General features: G+C 34.4%; 17 protein-coding genes. 12 read left to right on the top strand and 5 right to left on the bottom strand.

What is annotated here, in order from left to right; all coding sequences use genetic code 11:
- Window positions 1-363: 363 nt before the first annotated feature.
- Both A3SG_RS0112080 and dinB read right to left on the bottom strand, forming a co-directional pair.
- A complete protein-coding gene (locus tag A3SG_RS0112080; protein WP_016990279.1) occupies window positions 364-3411 on the bottom strand; it encodes a DNA polymerase III subunit alpha in 3048 nt (1015 codons plus the stop codon).
- Window positions 3411-4568, bottom strand: a complete 1158-nt coding sequence (dinB, locus tag A3SG_RS0112075) for a DNA polymerase IV (protein ID WP_029596782.1) — start codon at window positions 4566-4568, stop codon at window positions 3411-3413. Before dinB ends, A3SG_RS0112080 begins: the two co-directional genes overlap by 1 nt.
- Before the next feature lie 133 nt (window positions 4569-4701).
- On the opposite strand from dinB, the gene A3SG_RS0112070 reads away from it, so the two are divergent.
- Entirely contained in the window at window positions 4702-5469 is a 768-nt protein-coding gene (locus A3SG_RS0112070) for an XRE family transcriptional regulator (protein ID WP_016990277.1), read from the top strand.
- Window positions 5470-5551: 82 nt separating this feature from the next.
- Here the strand turns inward: A3SG_RS0112070 and A3SG_RS0112065 are convergent, their stop codons facing one another.
- Together A3SG_RS0112065 and A3SG_RS0112060 are read right to left on the bottom strand one after the other, a co-directional pair.
- On the bottom strand, window positions 5552-6403 hold the full coding sequence (locus A3SG_RS0112065; RefSeq protein WP_016990276.1) for an EamA family transporter: 852 nt from the start codon (window positions 6401-6403) through the stop codon (window positions 5552-5554).
- Window positions 6404-6542: 139 nt separating this feature from the next.
- Window positions 6543-7280: a phosphatase PAP2 family protein gene (locus tag A3SG_RS0112060; RefSeq protein ID WP_016990275.1), complete on the bottom strand. Its 738-nt coding sequence runs from the start codon at window positions 7278-7280 to the stop codon at window positions 6543-6545.
- Between the two features lie 196 nt (window positions 7281-7476).
- Here A3SG_RS0112060 and A3SG_RS0112055 point away from each other — a divergent pair, with 196 nt between their 5' ends.
- The 11 genes from A3SG_RS0112055 (at window position 7477) to A3SG_RS0112000 (ending at window position 19324) form a co-directional block, all read left to right on the top strand.
- Complete coding sequence (locus tag A3SG_RS0112055) at window positions 7477-8157, top strand: response regulator transcription factor (RefSeq protein ID WP_016990274.1); 681 nt, start codon at window positions 7477-7479, stop codon at window positions 8155-8157.
- Complete coding sequence (locus A3SG_RS0112050; RefSeq protein WP_016990273.1) at window positions 8154-9422, top strand: sensor histidine kinase; 1269 nt, start codon at window positions 8154-8156, stop codon at window positions 9420-9422. Before A3SG_RS0112055 ends, A3SG_RS0112050 begins: the two co-directional genes overlap by 4 nt.
- 51 nt (window positions 9423-9473) lie before the next feature.
- Window positions 9474-10586 carry a serine hydrolase domain-containing protein gene (locus A3SG_RS0112045; protein WP_198008522.1) on the top strand — a complete coding sequence of 371 codons (1113 nt, stop codon included), beginning with the start codon at window positions 9474-9476 and terminating at the stop codon, window positions 10584-10586.
- 194 nt (window positions 10587-10780) lie between these two features.
- Window positions 10781-11101 (top strand): PepSY-like domain-containing protein, encoded by a 321-nt coding sequence (locus A3SG_RS20845; RefSeq protein ID WP_016990271.1) that lies wholly within the window; start codon window positions 10781-10783, stop codon window positions 11099-11101.
- A gap of 249 nt (window positions 11102-11350) precedes the next feature.
- Complete coding sequence (locus tag A3SG_RS0112035) at window positions 11351-12526, top strand: TolC family protein (RefSeq protein ID WP_198008521.1); 1176 nt, start codon at window positions 11351-11353, stop codon at window positions 12524-12526.
- Window positions 12516-13445, top strand: coding sequence for an efflux RND transporter periplasmic adaptor subunit (locus A3SG_RS0112030; protein ID WP_198008520.1), 930 nt, complete (start codon window positions 12516-12518; stop codon window positions 13443-13445). Before A3SG_RS0112035 ends, A3SG_RS0112030 begins: the two co-directional genes overlap by 11 nt.
- A complete protein-coding gene (locus A3SG_RS0112025) occupies window positions 13445-16486 on the top strand; it encodes an efflux RND transporter permease subunit (RefSeq protein WP_016990268.1) in 3042 nt (1013 codons plus the stop codon). The genes A3SG_RS0112030 and A3SG_RS0112025 overlap by 1 nt, the downstream gene beginning before the upstream one ends.
- 388 nt (window positions 16487-16874) lie before the next feature.
- Entirely contained in the window at window positions 16875-17519 is a 645-nt protein-coding gene (locus tag A3SG_RS0112020) for a hypothetical protein (RefSeq protein ID WP_016990267.1), read from the top strand.
- A 3-nt stretch (window positions 17520-17522) separates the two neighbouring features.
- Complete coding sequence (locus A3SG_RS0112015; protein ID WP_016990266.1) at window positions 17523-18137, top strand: hypothetical protein; 615 nt, start codon at window positions 17523-17525, stop codon at window positions 18135-18137.
- The gene (locus A3SG_RS0112010; protein WP_016990265.1) at window positions 18134-18574 is read left to right on the top strand and encodes a hypothetical protein; all 441 of its coding nucleotides are present in this window, start codon (window positions 18134-18136) and stop codon (window positions 18572-18574) included. Before A3SG_RS0112015 ends, A3SG_RS0112010 begins: the two co-directional genes overlap by 4 nt.
- A 279-nt stretch (window positions 18575-18853) precedes the next feature.
- The gene (locus tag A3SG_RS0112000; RefSeq protein WP_016990263.1) at window positions 18854-19324 is read left to right on the top strand and encodes an OsmC family protein; all 471 of its coding nucleotides are present in this window, start codon (window positions 18854-18856) and stop codon (window positions 19322-19324) included.
- Between the two features lie 172 nt (window positions 19325-19496).
- Here the strand turns inward: A3SG_RS0112000 and A3SG_RS22375 are convergent, their stop codons facing one another.
- Window positions 19497-19814, bottom strand: coding sequence for a hypothetical protein (locus A3SG_RS22375; protein WP_232226362.1), 318 nt, complete (start codon window positions 19812-19814; stop codon window positions 19497-19499).
- Between the last annotated feature and the right edge of the window lie 178 nt (window positions 19815-19992).

Here is a 19992-nt window from a genome sequence, read left to right as displayed (position 1 = left end):
GTGATATTATTTTTTTGTTGAAATTAGAATAAATTTTCATCTTGAATTCGTGTTAATTCGTGTAATTCGTGTCGTTTTTTTTACTAGTCCCAATAGTTACATTAATTTTATCTGTGCTAATCAGGTGAAATCTGTTTAATAAACATGCTAATTATTTTATTGGTACAAGTAACGGACTTTCACATATGTTTTTTTGCCACAGATTCACAGATGATATTTTTTTTTTAATCTGTGAATCTGTGGCAATTATTTTACGGATACCATGGGATCTGCGCTTTGTGAAGTCTCCTGACTTTGTGCCAGTTACAGTGGGTAATATTTAACGTAATTATACTAGAATTTAGATGCTAACCTGTTACATCACTAAGACATCTTATACCTTGGCAGATTGACATCCTGTGGATAAGGCGCTCGAAGGGTCATGCTCACATCTTCTTTAATTTGCTGATGGGCTTTGTATTGCCGGTCCGTGGAATTAGAATAACGTGGGTCAGGAATGAACGGCATTTTGGCCATTTTGCTAATAGTAATAGTAGGGAAGTGGTAATCGACTTCGACCGTTCCCAATAACAAATAACAACCTCCACCCAGAAAAGGATATTTCTGTAAACTATCTGAAAAATGAGCTGTGTCAAAGAATTCTCCTTCGGCATCAATCCAAGTTCCAAAAAACATTGTCCCTCTTTTAGTAGGTACGTGTTTTCTCGAAATAAGATAGGCCAGCATTTTCACAGTTCTCTTATGGTGTTTCAATAAATCTTTGGCTAATACAGCACCGCGGTATTTGGTTTGCAATAAATCGAACGGGGAACAAGAGACCGGAAAGCTAAGTAGTTCTATTTCATCGAAGGCGTCTTCAAAAGGGGAACGTTCTAATACAGGAAGCTTGTATTCCTTAACGGGTTCTTGAAGCAACATTAAATTTCGGTTTTCGGGTTTGTAATTTACCAGTATCAATCTAGCGATGACTAGCAATTGGTTTTTTGTCTTGGCTGTAAAGCGAAAGGCGCCAATGAAAATCAATATTTGGATTCCTTCTATGCCTATTGGAATGCGATTGATGAAATCTTCGAGTGACTTGTATTTTCCGTTCGTGTTTCGTTCTGCAACGATGTGATGTGCTGTTTTAGAATCGAGCCCTTCGAGTTGCATCAAACCGAGATAGACGTCAATTCCATAAACGGTAGCTTCATATTCGCTTTTATTGACACAAGGCGTATTAATGATACCTCCGGACATTTTAGCCTCATGCACATAGACTTCCGTTCTGTAAAAACCACCCTGATTGTTGATAACGGCCACCATGAATTCTACGGGATAATATACCTTTAAATACAAACTTTGATAACTTTCGACGGCATAAGATGCCGAGTGCGCCTTGCAAAAAGAGTAGCCCGCAAAGGATTCTATCTGCCGGTATATTTCTTGACTGAGTGCTAAAGGATGTCCTTTTTGGGCACAGCATGCAAAGAAATTATCTTTTACTTTTTGCAAAGCTGCTACAGATCGTCCTTTACCACTCATCGCCCGACGTAAAACATCTCCATCAGAGGCGGGGACTCCCGCAAAGTGCAGTGCAATTTTGATTACATCTTCCTGATACACCATTACGCCATAGGTTTCCCCCAGATGTTCTTTGAATGTTTCATGGAAATACTCGAATTGATCGGGGTGGTTGTGTCTAAAGATGTACTCCTTCATCATACCACTCTGCGCCACACCTGGACGAATGATAGAGGATGCAGCGACTAGTATTTTATAATTATCACATTTTAGTCTTCGCAATAAGCCACGCATGGCGGGACTTTCGATATAAAAACAGCCAATAGTTTTTCCAGTGCTTAAAAATTCATTGCATTTTGCTTCATTTTTTGATAATGCCGTATCTCGAATGTTGACTTCAATACCACGGTTTTTTCGAACCAGTTTTACGGTGTCATCAATATGACCAATGCCGCGCTGACTTAAGATATCAAACTTTTCAAAACCAATACCTTCAGCCACGTGCATGTCAAACAACACAATAGGAAAGCCTTTCGGCGGCATTTCTAAAACCGTGTAATTTGTAATAGGTTCTTCCGAAATTAATACGCCACAGGAATGCATGCTCCGTTGATTGGGATATTTTTCGAGCAGCATACCGTATTTTTGTACCAAGGCAACTACCGAATTGTTATCGTGCAACTGCATTGGATTTTTAGCCAAAGCATCCAGTTCTTCTTTGGGTAAACCAAAAACTTTACCCACTTCTCGGAATATTGAGCGGTATTTGAATTCTACATTGGTGCCACAAAAAGCCACATGATCTCGACCATACCGATTGAAAATGTATTCGAGAATAATATCCCGCTCTTTCCAGCTCCAGTCAATATCAAAATCGGGGGGGCTTTTGCGATTCAGGTTTAAAAAACGCTCAAAGTACAAGTCTAATTCGAGGGGGCAAATAGCTGTAATACCCAGGCAATAACTCACGATGCTATTGGCACCGCTTCCTCGCCCGATATGCATGAATCCCATGCTGTTGCTGTACCTAATAATATCCCAGGTGATTAAAAAATAACCGCTAAATTTCAACTCATGTATAACTTTCAATTCTTTCTCTATTCTAGCGCGTGCCGGAAGATTATTGTTGCCGTATTTCTTTATTAATCCTTGGTTGGCAAGACTTGTCAGGAGTTGGATATCGTTTTCTCCGCTTTCTGTATAATTGGTTTTATTTTTGGGTGTTTTGAATTCGAATTCAAAGTTACATTCGGCAATGATGCTTTCTGTGTTTTCAATAATTTGGGGGTAATCACTAAATTTTTCCAATAGGTTTTCCAAGGGAGCCATCGTTTCTGATGTTCGGCAATAATCAGCTTCGGTAAGTTTTGATAAAATGAGATTAGTATCAATGGCTCGAAGGATTTTATGCAGGTTAAATTCTCTCTTAGTTCGGAAAGTCACCGGCTGCAAAACCACCATTTTATCCAGTTTGCTTTTCCATTGATTATGAAATAGCAGGGGGAGCTGCTCTGGACGCATACCCAAAAATTCAAAACCTCTAAAAATAACAGGAGCATTTTCGATTGGATATATAATACTTACATTTTGGAATTCTGGTGCTTGAGCAGGTAGGGGCGTTTTGTCAAAATTATATTTGGTCAGAAAACGATTCATTTCGGCAAGACCTGCTGCGTTTTTGGCTAAGCCAATGTAAAGCAGTTTGTTATTGTATCTAAATTCGATTCCAACGATGGGTTTTATAGCAACAGCCTGACATTCTTTGATAAAATCATAGATACCAGTAACCGTATTGATATCAGTCAATGCCATCGCTTTTACACCGCATGCAGCGGCAAGTTGGACTAATTCGGTTAAGGGAATCGTGCCATAACGCAGGCTGTGATAAGAGTGACAGTTGAGGTACATTATTTGTTTTTTACTTTGAGAGTGGCTCCGGCACAACGGGCTACAGCATCAAAACCGTAGCGTTTTTTCATTCGATCCATCGCTTGATACAGCGACAGCATTTCCTCAGTATCTTCAAACATATTGATTTGGTAGGTACCGCGAACCAATCCGCTAAAGCGAATACCAATTAGCCGCAACCGCATGCGACGTTGGTACAACTTATCGAATAATTCGGTGACGCTCCTTGTCAAAGTATGATCAGCCGAAGTGTATGGGATTCGGCATTGTTTTGTTTCGGTATCAAAATTAGAATACCGTATTTTTATCACGACTGTTGAGGTGAGCCATTCCTCTGAACGCAACTGAAAAGCGAGTTTTTCGACCATACCAACCAAGATTGATTTTAATTTTTGAATGTCGATAGTGTCCTGTCCAAAGGTGTGTTCCGTCGAAATTGATTTCCTTTCCGTGTAAGGCTCCACCGGATTGTTGTCAATACCGTTTGCTTTTTTCCAAATATCGATACCATTTTTACCTATCATTTGCTGCAGCACTTCTGCGGGCATTTCTGAAAGTGTTTGTATGGTTCGAATGCCAATGCGCGACAGCAATTGGAAAGTGACGTCGCCCACCATGGGAATTTTTTGGATGGATAACGGATTCAAAAACGTCTTTACCATGGTTTCTGGAATTTCGAGTTTTCCTATTGGTTTTGATTCTCCGGTTCCAATTTTCGAAACCGTCTTGTTAACAGATAACGCAAAGCTTAGTGGCAATCCTGTTTCTTTTGTGATGGATTGCGCGAGTTCATTTGTCCATTGGTAACAACCATGAAACCGATCCATTCCCGTTATGTCTAAGTAAAATTCATCGATACTCGCTTTTTCTACAATAGGTGCTTTTTCTTCAATAACTTGGGTGATATCATGGGATAATTTAGAATACAATTCCATATCGCCTTTCATAACTTTTGCCTGCGGGCAAAGACGAAGTGCCATTTTGATAGGCATCGCAGAGCGAACACCAAATGTCCGAGCTTCATAGGAGCAAGAGGCGACCACACCTCTATCACCACCACCAATGATGAGTGGCAAACCATTTAGTTTTGAGTTGGTTAACCTTTCGCAGGACACAAAAAAAGTGTCCATATCCATGTGTACTATTGACCTTGCCATATTGATTTTATTTTTCAAATTATACATTCATCCATTTCATCTTAAAACTTTTCGGTAAATTTGAACTACAAAATTAGTACAGGTTATAACAAAATAAAGTATATTTGCTGTTATAAATTATAACAAAATCATTATGTCTTTATTTTCCGATAACATCAGGCATCTCAGAGTTAAAAAAGGTATTTCTCAGGAAAAATTATCTCAAAATCTTTTAATAACGAGAGGAAGGTATGTCAAATACGAAGACGGTAGTTCTGAACCTCCTTATGATATTTTGAAGAGAATGTCTTATTATTTCTATGTCAGCATTGATATTTTACTCTCTGTAGACGTCCAGAAAATACCCATTGAAGACTTGTTGAAATTGGGAGATAATAGGATATTATTGCCTATAACCGTTGACCAAAAAGGAGAAAACATTATAGAAATTGTTCCTCATAAAGCACAAGCAGGCTATCTAAGCGGGTATGCCGATCCGGAATTTATAGAAAGTTTGCAGCATATCTCACTGCCATTTCTACGAAACGGAAAATTTCGTGCTTTTCCTGTAGATGGAGACTCTATGCCGCCACATAAGAAAGGTTCGTTTATCGTAGGGCAATATGTAGAACGATTGGGCGATGTCATGGACGGAAAAACCTATATCGTGATCACTAAAAGTCAAGGTATAGTATACAAGCGATTGAACAAAAATGGAAAAAACGCGTTGATGCTGCATTCTGACAATACGATTTATTTGCCTTATGAAATTAAAGCTTCGGAGATTCTTGAAATTTGGGAGTATGCCTGCAGTATTGCTACTAACGAGTTTACACCGGATGATTTGAGTGCAGAGAGTTTAAAGGATATGTTTAGAGAACTGCGAAGAGAAATCAGGGAAGTTGGGAATAAAATCAATTAAAGAAAGGAACTGTTGGAATGTTGCTTTGGCTTGAGCCAATTTTAAAAAATAAATAAAAAAACTTCTTTTTTACGGCTATCAATTAGGCTTGTGATTGGGTTGTAAGTGTCGACCCAACGGAAGCGACTATCACAAAAATAACAGCGACTATCTCGTTAAAAGCAAGGTATTCCTGTAAGAAGATCAGCGCACAAATGGAAGCTGCAGCGGGTTCTAAACTCATTAAAATACTAAAGGTACGAGCGGGAAGCTGCCCGAGTGCTTTCATTTCTAATGTAAAAGGGATGGCACTGGATAAAAGGGCAAGTGCTACTCCTAGAGAAAGAAATGTTGGTGTTAGATTACTGAATCCATTTCCCATAATTCCAAACGGTACAATCAATAGTGAAGCAAAGAGCATTCCAGTTGCAACAGCTTCTCCGTCTTTCATTACTTTTGAAACTTTCCCTCCCAAGACGATATAAAAAGCCCAAAAGGCTCCTGCCAATAAAGCAAATAAGACTCCTAAAACGTTTATTCCGTTATTTGTCCACGGAGCAATCAAAACAATTCCTGCTGCTGCCAGAAGTACCCATAAATAATCGACAAAACGTTTCGAGCCAAAAACAGCTACCAGTAGCGGACCTATAAATTCCAGTGTTACCGCTAGTCCTATGGGAATACGTTCTATTGCCATATAAAAAATTAAATTCATCGCTCCTAAGCACAAACCATAGGGAATTACAAGTTTCCATTGCTTAGGAGTAATCTTGAATAAATTGGGTCTGTAAACAGCGCAGAGTATGATAGCTGAAATACCTATTCTCAGGGAGGCAGTTCCCGCTGCTCCGATGGCGGGGAAAAGACTTTTTGCAATTGCGGCACCAGATTGAACACTGATAATTGCAAAAAGAACAGCTGGTATTGGAGGAATATTGAGTAGTTTGTTTTTCATTTTGTTATTGAAATATAGTGCGGTAAAACTACAAAATTTATAATTTGAAAAGTGGTTTGTACATAATTACAGAAAAGGAGAGGATAAAAAGTTTTAGAGAGGATATTATTAGGGTTATTATCTAGTAGTTGGGTATAATTTAAAATCGACCCACTAATCCAATTCCTGTTTCTCTTCCATTATAAAAAGGAGCAACAATAACAGCTGCTTTTGTTTCTTTCTTGAAAAGTAGTTTTTGCATTTTTGGATATATCCAATAGGCAGTTTTTGTACATAAAATACCAATTCCTGCTCCAGCAGCCACATCAGTTAACCAATGGCGGTCATTATACATCCTGAAAAAACCGGTTCCTGAAGCTACGATATAACCGGAAATCCCATACCAAACAGATACATCTTTATATTCTTGCCAGAGAAATTCGGCACCAGCAAACGCCGTAGCCGTATGACCAGATGGAAAGGAATTAAATGAAGAGCCGTCTGGACGCTGTACATGTGTTATGTTTTTTAATGGCAGCGTTGTAGCTGCTACTAAGAGATAAGAAGTCGCTAAAATGAGCGTTCTGTCTTTAAAATTATTTTTACCTTTTATCCCCATTGCGTTTAAACCATAAACGGCCACTGCTGGTAAGTATTGGGTGAAATCATCAATCGTTATTTTGTGGTCAATGTTTTCAATAACCTCTTCTTTAATTTCTTCATTTATATTTTTAAGAGCATCGCTCTCAATACCAATTACTCCATAACCAATAAGCACTGAAGGAATAATTAATTCTTTGTAAGTGATTTTTTTAGTGGTAGTAGAATCAGTTTTAGTTTCTTGTGCAAAGCTTGATTGGTAGCATAGTAATGCTACTAAAAGGAATTTGGGATGCATTTTTTTAAATTAAAGCGGTTAAACTTATTCTTACATTATTTAGGAGTAAAAATAAGCAGGTTTTTTATTGTATGGTGATTTAATTTCCAAATATTAATTTTAAATCTGTAGTAAATCTGTATTTTTGAAGAGCGATAGATTTAGAATAGATTTACGTGCCATTTTTGCTTTCAAATTATTGACTTAAACACGATTCATGAAAATTTTATTAGTTGAAGATGAAATAGAAATGCAAAAAAGTATTAGTCACTACTTGGGACTTGAGAAGAATATAGTTGAGGTAGCGAATGACTTTACTAGTGCATATGATAAAATACAAGTATATGAATATGATTGTGTTTTATTAGATATTACGTTGCCCAACGGGAATGGTTTAGATTTAATTAAAACTATTAAAAATAGCAGACCAAAAACAGGAATTATTATTATTTCTGCCAAAAACTCATTCGACGATAAAATAGATGGTTTGAATTTAGGAGCAGATGATTATTTGCCAAAACCCTTTTATTTACCGGAACTTAATGCTCGAATTAAAGCCTTGATTAGACGCAATAATTTTGATGGAGTTGATGCAATTGTTGTCAATGAAATCACATTATACCCAGATGAAAGAAAAGTTTTGATTGATAACAGTTCGATTAATTTAACGTCAAAAGAGTTTGATTTATTAGTCTATTTCATTGCCAATAAAAACAGGGTTATTCAAAAAAATGCCTTGGTGGAACACCTGTGGGGAGATAATGCGGACCAATTTGATAATTTTGACTTTATCTACAATCACGTAAAAAACCTGAGAAAGAAACTGCTTGCTGCTCATTGCAATGATTACATTCAATCCATATACGGCATAGGCTATACTTTTAAAACCGAACTATGAAGTTACTAACAAAAGCAAGTCGTTATTATATCCTTTATACCATTCCGGTAATTTTATTTTCGGCTATTTTTATCTATTTTTTTCTTTTAAATGAAATCGGAGAAAGCAATGACGCTATTTTGTCAACAAGGGTTAAAGTAATTGAAAATTACATTGCAAAAGGAAATAGCAATGCTTTAAACGTATTTGAAGTCAATAATGAGGTGTATATAAAGGAAATCGAAAAGGGCAGGATTATTCAGCAAATGATAAAGGATACTTTGATGTATTCTGATATTGAGAAAGAATACATTTCGAATAAAATAATGGAAGTTAGTGCTATTGTAAATGGGCAAAATTATCAGATTAAAGTTTGGAAGAGCACTATAGAATATGATGAATTAATGGAAGTGGTCTCCGTTGTTTTTACATTATTGTTGCTTTTATTGTTTTTAGTTACCGTGTATATTAACAGTAAGGTATCTAAACTTATTTGGGAACCTTTTAAAGACACCTTAGATTACATAAAGGATTTTAGTGTGCATACAGCTGATTATAAAAAATTAGAACCAAATGAAATAGCAGAGTTTAGCGAACTAAATTCTTCTATAAATCACATGACTTCAAAAATGAGTAGTGATTATAAAAACCAGAAAAAATTTGCAGAAAATGCTTCACATGAATTTCAAACTCCATTAGCTATAATTAAAGGTAAAATAGACGTGTTGCTTCAAGAAAATACTTTGAAGGAAGAAGCAATGACCCTATTAATTGCTATCGAAGAGGCCACAAGCCGTTTGAGTAGAATAAATAAGTCCTTGTTATTGCTCTCTAAAATAGAAAATCAACAATACGAAAAAACAGATACGGTAGCACTACTTCCTTTAATTAAAAAAGTAAAAGCTTTAAATGAAGATTTTATTTTAGATAAGAATATAGCGTTTTTTGATGAAGTGAATGAGGAATTATACTTCACAATTAATTCAGAGTTGTGTTTTATTTTAATTAATAATTTACTTCAAAATGCCATAAGACATAATGTTAAGAACGGACAAATCACGATTTCGATAAAAGACCAAACGCTAATTATAAGTAATACTGGTATACTAGAAGCTTTAAATGAAGTTAGTATATTTGAACGTTTTGAAAAAAAATCTTCAAATGTAAATTCGATAGGCTTAGGATTAGCGATTGTTAAAGAAATAGCAGAAGCGAATTCAATTGAAGTTGTATATCAATACGAAAACAATAGGCATGCATTTTCTTTAAATCAGTTTAAAAAATAGCCAATCAAAGATATGGGAAGCAAAATAAATACTTTACTCTTAGTTATAATTATGGTAGTAATTTCATCTTGTGATGTCTATAACACCATGCGATTTGGCGCGTTACCAAAACAGAATGACTATTCTCACTTCCCTCAAAGAAAGATTGAAAATCAATCTCCCGTTTTTAATTTCATAAAACCGAATAAAGACTATGGTTTAGGGAAATTGATAGGATTAACGAACAAATCATTAAATCCAAGTAATGTTGAACTAGATAGTTTTGTGAAACTTCATAATACAATTTCGTTTTTGATCATCAGGAATGATACTATTTTATATGAAAAGTATAATGGTAAATATGCTGATACTTCTTTAGTTTCTTCTTTTTCTATGGTCAAGCCAATGGTATCTACACTGATAGGAATAGCGGTTGAAGAAGGGAAAATTAAAAGCGTTGATAATCCTATTATTGATTATTTACCTGAGCTTAAAAATAAGCCAGGATTTGATAAGATTACAATAAAAAATTTATTGCAACATACGTCAGGAATAAAATTTTCTGATCAAGAATTTAATATCGTTTCTGATAATGCAGAATTTTATTGGGGTCATGATTTAAGAAAGGAAATAACAGGATTAACTATTAAAACTACTCCTAATATGGAATTTCATTATAGTAGTGCAAATACCCAATTATTAGCCTTAATTATTGAAAGAGTAACCGGTAAATCCGTGTCAAAGTACTTAGAAACTAAAATTTGGAAGCCATTAGGGATGGAAGCACCTGCTTATTGGAGTCTAGACAAACAGGGTGAGGATGGTATGGAAAAAGCTTTTTGTTGTCTTCAGGCAAGAGCGATTGATTTTGCTAAATTTGGAAGATTATATCTCAACAAAGGCAGTTGGGAGGGCAATCAGATTGTTTCAAAGGATTGGGTGGAATATTCAACACATTCAGACCCTAGTAATAACAACAGACATTATTACAATAACAACTGGGGAATAGGACCTGTAAAATACGATAGTTTCTATGCTGTTGGACTTTACGGTCAGTACCTGTACCTGTATCCCGAAAAGAACATTCAAATTATTCGATTTGGAGATTCGGAACTGTCCTACAACCCAAATTATTGGCAAGATATTTTTATTCAAATTATGGATCAATTAAACGAATTAAAATAAAGGGACAATTACAAGTACATTACCGCAGGCGTAACTTCTATTTATTTAGCGTGAAGGGGATACAACAAGTAAGTTTAATTGCAATTTTATAGCAAGACAAAACAATACCTACCTATTTTCTTAAAGTAGGCGAAAGAATAGATTTCGAATAGATTCATGATGGATATTTGCCTAATAATTTAAAAACAGCAATCATGAAACATGTAATTTTATTTGCCGCTATAGCAATAAGCGCTATAGGTTGCGCACAGTCTAAAGATAACAAAGACTTGCCTAAAGTAGTGAAAGAAGCTTTCCAGAATGAATATCCAAACATGAAGGTAACTTGGGATATTGAAGAAGATGGTTTTGAAGCAGAATTTAAACTAAATGGCAAAGAAGCTTCAGCAAACTATGATAAAAAAGGGCACAAGGTAGCGACAGAAATCGAAATTAAAGAAAACGAATTACCTGCAAAAGCCTTAACCTATATAGCAATGACCTATCCTAATAAAAAAATACAAAGAAACAGCTAAAATCACAGATGATAAAAAGGTAATTACTTATGAAGCGGAGGTTAAAATTGATGGAAAAGATTGTGATTTGATTTTTGATGCTTCTGGGAAATTTTCAAAAAAGCAGTAGTTTGATTTCATTCATGTTCTAGTAGTAGAACATCTTTTAAATAAGATGTTCTATTTTTTTATATTTACAATCCTATGCGAAATTTGTTGCTTTTTTTTACGACCCTTATTTCATTTGCTTCCTTTTCACAGAAAAGAGAGGTGAGTTTTTTTATCGAAAAAGCGCTTTTAAATACGGCTTTGTTGAACGATTTAAATAATCAATCTCGTTCTTTGTCAATAGATAGTTTACTGTATAAAGCTAATTTAAAACCACAATTAACAGCTAATTTGTTGGGCTATTATGCGCCAGTAATCAATAATTTCGGCTATGATACTGCGATAAGTAATGGTCAGAACGTAAGTGCTGTGGTGGGTTTTTCGCAGAGGATATTTGGCAAAAGCCAAAAAAATAATCAGCTTGCTGCCATCAGCTTATTAAAAGACAAGGTGGACATCAATACCAAAATCACAAAAAATGATATTGTTAAAGCCGTCCGTTTACAATATATCGTCGCTTTTTCTGATAACAATCAATTTTTAAACCTTCAAAAGCAGTTTGGTTTATTGAATTCCGAATTAGAAATTCTTAAAAAGTTTACTCAGAAATCCATCTATAAACAAACCGATTATCTGCTCTTTTTATCTACTGTAAAACAGCAAGAATTAATTCTGCTTCAGATGAAATACCAATTTGAAAATGATTTGGCAGTTTTGAATTATTTATCTGGGACGAATGAAAAAGCAGCCATTGTATTAGCTCAGCCAGAAATGGAATTGAAGCCACTGCTAGCTCCGGAAAGTTCTATTTACAATCAACAATTTGAAATTGATAGTATAAGCATTCAGAATCAAAAAGAAAACATTGCTAATAACTATAAGCCATCGGTTTTATTGTTAGCAGACGCCGGGTATAATTCGACTTTAATAGCCCAGCCCTATAAGAATTTTGGGAGTAGCCTAGGTTTTAATCTTTCGATTCCTATCTATGATGGAAATCAAAGGAAACTGCAAACTACTAAAAATGCGCTGGCATTAGAAACGAGTCGTGCCTACAAAAAACAATTTGAAAGACAATTTAAACAACAGCAAGAACAGTTAGTGTTGAAATTAAGTCAAAACGAAATGATTAATGAGCAACTGCAAACTCAGTTAAAAATTAACAAAACATTACTAGACGCTTTTAATAAATTATTGGTCACCGGAAATGCCAGCATACCCGACTTTGTTATTTCATTAGCTAATTCACTGTCAATTACAAATACCATTGCTCAAAACAATACAGAAGGCTTACTGTTAATTAATGAACTCAATTATTGGAATACAAATGAAAAATAAGATAACGATACCCTTTATAATTGTATTATTTTTAATGCTTTTACCCTCTTGTAAAAAACAAGAAGCGGCAATAACGGAAATTGAAACCATTATCCCCGTAACTGTGACCACAATTGACACTACAGGAATTGACGATTATGAAGAAGTTTCCGGAACGGTTTCCTACATAGTTAAAACGCCTATAAAAGCTATTATTACGGGTTATATCACAGCTGTTGCGGTAAAAACGAATGACCAAGTTGCAAAAGGAAAGCGTTTATTTTCGATAAAAACTAAAGAAGCGATTGCTTTAGGTAATGATGTGAATAAATTAGATCCTAAATTAAATTTTGGTGCTGCAGTTTCAATTACTTCTAGTTCTAATGGCTTTATCACGGCAGTTAATGTAGAAAACGGCAATTATGTTCAAGAAGGAGATGTATTGGCTATTATTAATGATTCTAATAATTATGGAGTCGTAATTAATGTTCCTTTCGAATTAAAAAAACACCTTTCGATAAATCAACAACTAGCTATTTACTTACCAGATGGAACCTTCATTTCAGGAACGGTAAAACAATTTATTCCTGCTGTAGATGCCACTTCGCAGATGCAAAGTATATTTTTAAAAATCAATGCTAACGAAGTTTTGCCTGAAAACTTAATTGTTTCGGTACGTATTCCGAAATCGAATAAATCGTCGATAATTACGTTGCCCAAAGCAGCAATTTTAAGTAATGAAGTAGAAACTGACTATTGGGTTATGTTGCTCAAAAATGACTCTACGGCTGTTAAAGTCCCTGTTCAAATAGGGTTGAAAAATCAGGAAAGAACAGAAATAATTTCGCCAAAATTTAAAGGAACAGATCGAATAGTAACTTCTGGAAACTATGGAGTAGGAGACACCATTAAAGTGAAAGTTATAAACAGGGCCAAATAATGGATAATTTTTTTGTCAAACATAAAAGCGGTTTAAGCACCTTAATTTTCTTGGTGTTATTGGGAGGTGTTTTTGCATACTCTAAAATGCAAACTAGTTTGTTTCCAGAAATCACCTTTCCTAAAATAAAAGTCATTGCAGATGCTGGACAACAACCGGTAGATAAAATGATGGTAACCGTTACCAAACCATTAGAAAATGCGATCAAGAAAATCCCGAATCTAAAAACGGTTCGTAGTACCACTAGCAGAGGAAGTTGCGAAATTTCCGCTTTTGTAGATTGGAATGCAGATTTAGACGTGAGTAAACAGCAAATCGAATCCAGAATTAATCAGATTAGAACCGATTTACCTACTGGTATTCAAATAACAGTAGAGAAGATGAATCCGTCTATTCTTCCTGTGATAGGATACGCCTTGGAAAGTACGAATAGATCTCCTATTGAATTAAAAAAAATAGCCAATTTTACGATTAAGCCCTTTCTTTCGCAAGTAGATGGAGTAAGCGAGGTTAGAGTGATAGGTGGAAAAGAAAAAGAATATTGGATTGAGCTCAATCAGAGTAAAATGATTGCCTATGGTGTCACCCCCGAGGCCGTTTCTCAGGTTTTAAGCCAAACTAATTTTATCACTTCTAATGGCTATTTGGCAGACAATCGCTTTTTGTATTTAACGCTAACGGATGCCCAGATTACTTCAAAATCAGATTTAGAAAATCTAGTACTAATAAACAGTGGGAAAGGAATTATAACCTTAAAAGATATTGCCACGGTAGCGATAGAAGAAGCGAAAGAATATATAAAAGTAAATGCCAACGGAAAAGAAAGTGTCTTAATTGTAATCATTAAACAACCTAGCGCCAATTTAATTACCATGTCGACTGATATGGATGCAAAGTTGAAAGAACTGAAAAAAATAATTCCACAAGACATAAAAATAACGCCGTATTACGAGCAATCTAGTTTTGTGGGCGGTGCCGTAAAAAGTGTAACAGATAGCTTATTAATTGGATTGTTTTTAGCAATGATTGTGGCTATTTTATTTTTAAAATCGGTTAAAGCAAGTGCTACTATTTTAATTGTAATTCCAGTGACACTTTGCGCTACTTTGCTAGTTTTATATTTTACAGGACAAACTTTTAATATTATGACACTGGGAGCGATAGCTGCAGCTTTAGGTCTTATTATTGATGATGCGATAGTAGTTGTGGAGCAAATCCATAGAACCCATGAGGAGCATCCTGATGAACCCACAGCAGCATTATTACAAAAAGCAATTCACTATCTCTTTCCTGCAATGGTAGGTTCATCCTTATGTACCATTGTTATTTTTCTTCCTTTTGCTCTAATGAGTGGTGTTGCTGGAGCCTATTTCAAAGTGCTAACAGACACGATGATTATCACATTAATCTGTTCGTTTTTTGTGACGTGGATTCTATTACCAGTTGTTTATTTGTTGCTTACGAAGAAAAAGAGTAACTCTTCTGAAGTAAAATCAACAACGGAACATCACGAAGTTAAAAGTCAAAATTGGGTGGCTTATTTTATTGAAAAACCATTATTGAGTTTTGCTTTTTGTGCAGTATTAATTATTTCAATAGTTTTAATTTTACCCCGATTAGAAACCGGCTTTTTACCAGAAATGGACGAAGGAAGCATCGTTTTAGATTATGAATCGCCACCTGGTACTTCATTAGAAGAAACGGATAGAATGTTAATTGAGGTGGAGAAAATCATACACAAAATTCCAGAAGTAGAGGCGTATAGTAGAAGAACAGGGACACAAATGGGCTTTTTTATTACAGAACCCAATAGGGGTGATTATTTAATTCAGCTTAAGAAAGACCGATCTAAAACTAGTAATGATGTTATTGACGAAATTAGATTAAAAGTAGAAACTTCGCAGCCTGCACTTCGAGTAGATTTTGGTCAAGTGATTGGCGATATGCTGGGTGACTTAATGAGCTCTGTTTCGCCTATTGAGGTAAAAATTTTTGGAAACGACCAGAAAGAATTGCAGAAAATAGCAAAGCAAGTAGCTCAAATTGTTGAAAAGACAAAAGGAACCGCTGATGTATTTGACGGAATTGTTTACGCTGGGCCATCGATAAGTATTACGCCCAATTACAGTCAATTATCCCAATATGGCATCACTCCGGCTAATTTGCAATATCAACTGCAAACGGTGTTAGAGGGAAATTTGATTGGCTCTATTTTAGAATTAGATAAAGCGGTACCCATCCGTATGATTTACCCCAATACGCAAAATAGAAATTTAGAAGAAATTAGAAAGATTTTTATTTTTTTACCAAATGGGAAATCGATACCAATAACTAATCTTATCAATATCACGATTTCGAAAGGAATTGCCGAAATAGAGCGTGAAAATTTGCAAATGATGTGCGTTGTTACTGGTAGGCTCGACAATACGGATTTAGGTACGGTGATGCAAAGTATTAAAAAAGAAGTGTCTAGTAAAGTTATTCTGCCAAGTGGTTACTATATTGATTATGGGGGAGCTTACAAAGACCAACAGCAATCATTTAAGGAATTGTTGCTTATTTTAATGGCTTCGTGTTTGTTAGTTTTTGGTGTTTTGTTATTTCTGTTTCGAAATTTAAAAGTGGCTTTAATACTGCTATTTATATCTGTTTTGGGTATTGCTGGAAGTTATTTATTATTGTTTTTGACGAACACCCCATTGAATGTAGGTAGCTATACAGGCTTAATTATGATTGTTGGAATTATTAGCGAAAATGCCATTTTCACCTATTTACAATTCAAAGAAACCTTCCTTAGTTCGAATAATAAAAAGCAATCTTTGGTCTATGCGATTTCAACACGTTTGCGACCCAAATTAATGACTGCTTTAGGAGCCATTATTGCGTTATTGCCTTTAGCTATTGGAATAGGAACGGGTTCCGAATTACATCAACCTTTAGCGATAGCAGTAATTGGTGGTTTTCTAATCGCGATGCCTTTACTTTTGATTGTATTACCTACTTTATTGTTTTATATCAAAGTTGATGATGAGATTGCCTAATACTTTATTCGGTAAGGTAGTTTTGTTGCAATAATAGTAAAGGATTGGAGTATCTAGCTAATAAAAAACTCTTAAACAATTGCTGTTTAAGGGTTTATTTGTGTAGCGAGAACGAGATTTGAACTCGTGACCTCAGGGTTATGAAAACTGATTCACAATTGTAACTTGCTAGCATGTAATGTGATTATTGTGCTTAAATTCGATTTTAAGCGGATTTAGATGTTTTCGTCACTCCTTTTCGTCACTCCTATTTGGATGCTTTTACTAAAATAATAAAGTTTTGTCTTTTTGTTCATAACGGTTTTTCATAATGTTTTATCAAAACGTATTGTGTATTTGTATAATATATTTATATTTATGTATATATTTGAAGAGAAAAATAACATCAATGGCTAAAATATCTATTCCAGAAGAAGTAAAAGAAGGGTTTATAATCATTTCAGAAATGAAAAAAAATGATTTAGATTCATTAGTTAATATCCTTAAGAATATTAACTCTGGAGAAAAGTTGAATGATATAGAGGAACGATTGGTTGAATTCTTTGGAAAAAAATCAAGAATTTTGCTTCAAACTATTTTTAGTTTTAGGAGCTTGCTTGACAATGAAGATTCTACTGTAGAAGAAGTGGCTAAGAATTTATCGGAGTCTTTTCTTTTAGAAAACGAAGATTTAATAGTTGAAGCTTCTGTATTTGAAGAAAATTTAGTAATTATTCTGTCTAATTTTGGTTCTCTAAAGAAAAACATTAACTCAAGAAGGAGTGTTTTTGATAATGAATCCGTTCTGAGTTCTACTAAATTAATTACAGATTTAAGAATTATTTTTGAAGATGATTTAAGTAGTAAAGATAGAGATGCTGTTATTATTCATAAATTGCATGTAGAATACCAGAACAATTTTAGCGATAAAGAGCTTTATCTTACTCTAGATTTAGAGGATTTAAATAAATTAAAATCCGAAATTGATAGAGCTATTGAAAAAGACCAAGTTATTCGTGAAGATTATAAAAATAATTTAAATATTTTATTTTAATATATGTCTCAATTAGTATTAGAAAATAAAGTGCCAAGCCGTAAGAAATCATTTAAACATGGTTCTTTTACAACAGCGGAATACAAAGTCCTAGATTTCATGAGTGTTTCTACTCATGAAATAGTATGGGAAGAATTGTATGACACGTCTAAAGTAATCACGAAAAGACATCTTGTGGGTTATGAAGAAACACCATTTCGTATAAAACTTCATGCTCAATTTTTTTCAATAAATCATAAACTGAGAGGTATTTATGAGGAGGTTTTATCTTCGCATAGGTATTTAGAGTATAAAGATGACTGGGATGATGACGATGCTATTGGATGTAATCCACAAGTCTATTTATGGACAGTTGAACTATTGATTAAGTATGCGGAATATGTTCTAAAATTTTATGATATTGTTGTTAAAAGTCCTGAGATAAGTATTGCCCGAGATGGTTCATTTGATATTGAATGGAGATGTGATAATAGAATGCTTTTAATGAATGTTGTAAATAGCGAAAAATTAGATGTGCATTTTTATGGCAAAGATGTTAATTCTACAATTTTAAAAGGTTTTTTGCATGATTTAGAAATTAATAAAGAGGTCTCACACTGGATGCAAAAACTTGTATGAGTTGGTTTAAATTAAAACAGGAACATATACCAGACGAACATTTCTTATATACTAGAATTCATAGGTCAAATTTGACTAGAAATGATAAAATGCCAAAAGCTGATGCTTTTAAGAACACTCCATTTGAAGTTAATAGTAAGGTATTATCTTCGGATTGGGATAAGTATACAACTCCAATAAAATGTAGGGATAGTGTCATATCTCATAGTAAACCTGGGAAACCATTGAAAAACCCTGATGACTATTTTATTTGGAAAATGAATGTAGGCAAAGTAAGGAATGATTTAATTCCTACTCAAAATGTATTACATACGCCAAGTAAACTAAATAAAGCTCATGCAACTATTAAAGGTAGAAAACCTGCAAACGAAGATGTCAATAATGCGGAATTTAGGTCAATTATAATTGAGATAGGTGAATGGGCTATTGCTCCATAAGTCATTGTCTTATTTCAACCATTTTTCTAATCTTGACAATTGTATTATTTGATAAATTCGTAATCGATGCGAGTTTTCTAATCGCGATGCCTTTACTTTTAATAGTACTACCAAGTTGGTTGTATTATTTTGATATTGAACATAAAGAGTAGTTGACTTATCGAATAGCAGAACGTTTTGCATTTTGTTTGTCAACAGCGCATATTGACAATATTTTAAATCTAAGCTAAGTCGGTAATCAATAGTTGTTTTGATTACTTTTGGAATAAAAAGAAAACAATGGGTTTCAAACATTTATTTAAAGCAAAATTGAATTGGTTTTCTTCTAAAGAGGAAGAGGTTTCGACTTCTAAAATTTACAGTAAAAGCCATACCGTTATAGTTGAAGGTAAACCTATTTTAAATGTTTCTGCTGCTAAAGCTTTCAAAGGAGATCCAATTTTGTATAATCCTGAAGATTTATTATTGAGTAGTATTGTTTCTTGCCACATGATGTCCTATTTGTATGTTTGTTCTCAAAACGGAATCGAAGTGCTTTCGTACACTGATGCGGCTGAGGCAACGCTTGAGGTTTTAGATAACGGGTGCGGACGCTTTACTGAGGTTCGTTTGTATCCTAAAGTGGTCATAAGACAAAAAGAAAAAATAGCCGAAGCACTACGTTTACATCAAAAAGCAAACGAACTTTGTTTTATTGCTAATTCTTGTAATTTCCCAATTCTTCATGAGCCAAGTTGTCAAACAGGATAAAATTTTAGAAGTGTTAAAAAAAAGATGACTTTTTGAGATTGAGATTTTGTACATATTTGCGTCAAGTCCTCCCAGAGTTTTTGGAACATGTACGCTGGGACTATTATTAGATAGAAATAATTTACCAGCGTCCAACTAATATGTTTAGCCGCATACTAAGGACGTTTGGGTTCTATTTTTTAGATGAAGACATAAAAAGAGTCCAACTAAAAGTGAAAGATGTAATTATGAACACAGCTAAGGAAGAAGCGGCGAACGAGGAAGTAGCGATAAATAAGACGATGAAGAACAAGAGCACCGAAATGATTTTTCTTCGAGATAACAGGAACAATCGAAAAGATTCTGTACACTCCATAAATCTTGATACTTCAATTTTTTTATTTAGATAGTTGATCGCTAAAAAAGTGAAGTCTAAAAATTGATAAATTACACGAAAATAGGAGCTACCGGTTAGTTCAAAACGAGGTGTTTTATTTGTTAGTTTTTTCATTATTTTTTGCATTTAACCAAAGTTACGAATTCAAATTTTAGTCTCCTACTTTTCTACCTAGAACTAACAATGCAAATACGCTAACGTAGATTTCTAATCTCTGCTCATTGAAACTGCGAACTAAAATAACAAATCTAGTTCTCGTTTGCGACTAGTACTGACTTATATAAAAAGCCTT

The organism is Flavobacterium sp. ACAM 123, from assembly GCF_000264055.1.
Taxonomy (GTDB): domain Bacteria; phylum Bacteroidota; class Bacteroidia; order Flavobacteriales; family Flavobacteriaceae; genus Flavobacterium.
Note: the sequence above shows the minus strand (reverse complement) of the source record. Positions and strands in the feature narration are given on the sequence as shown.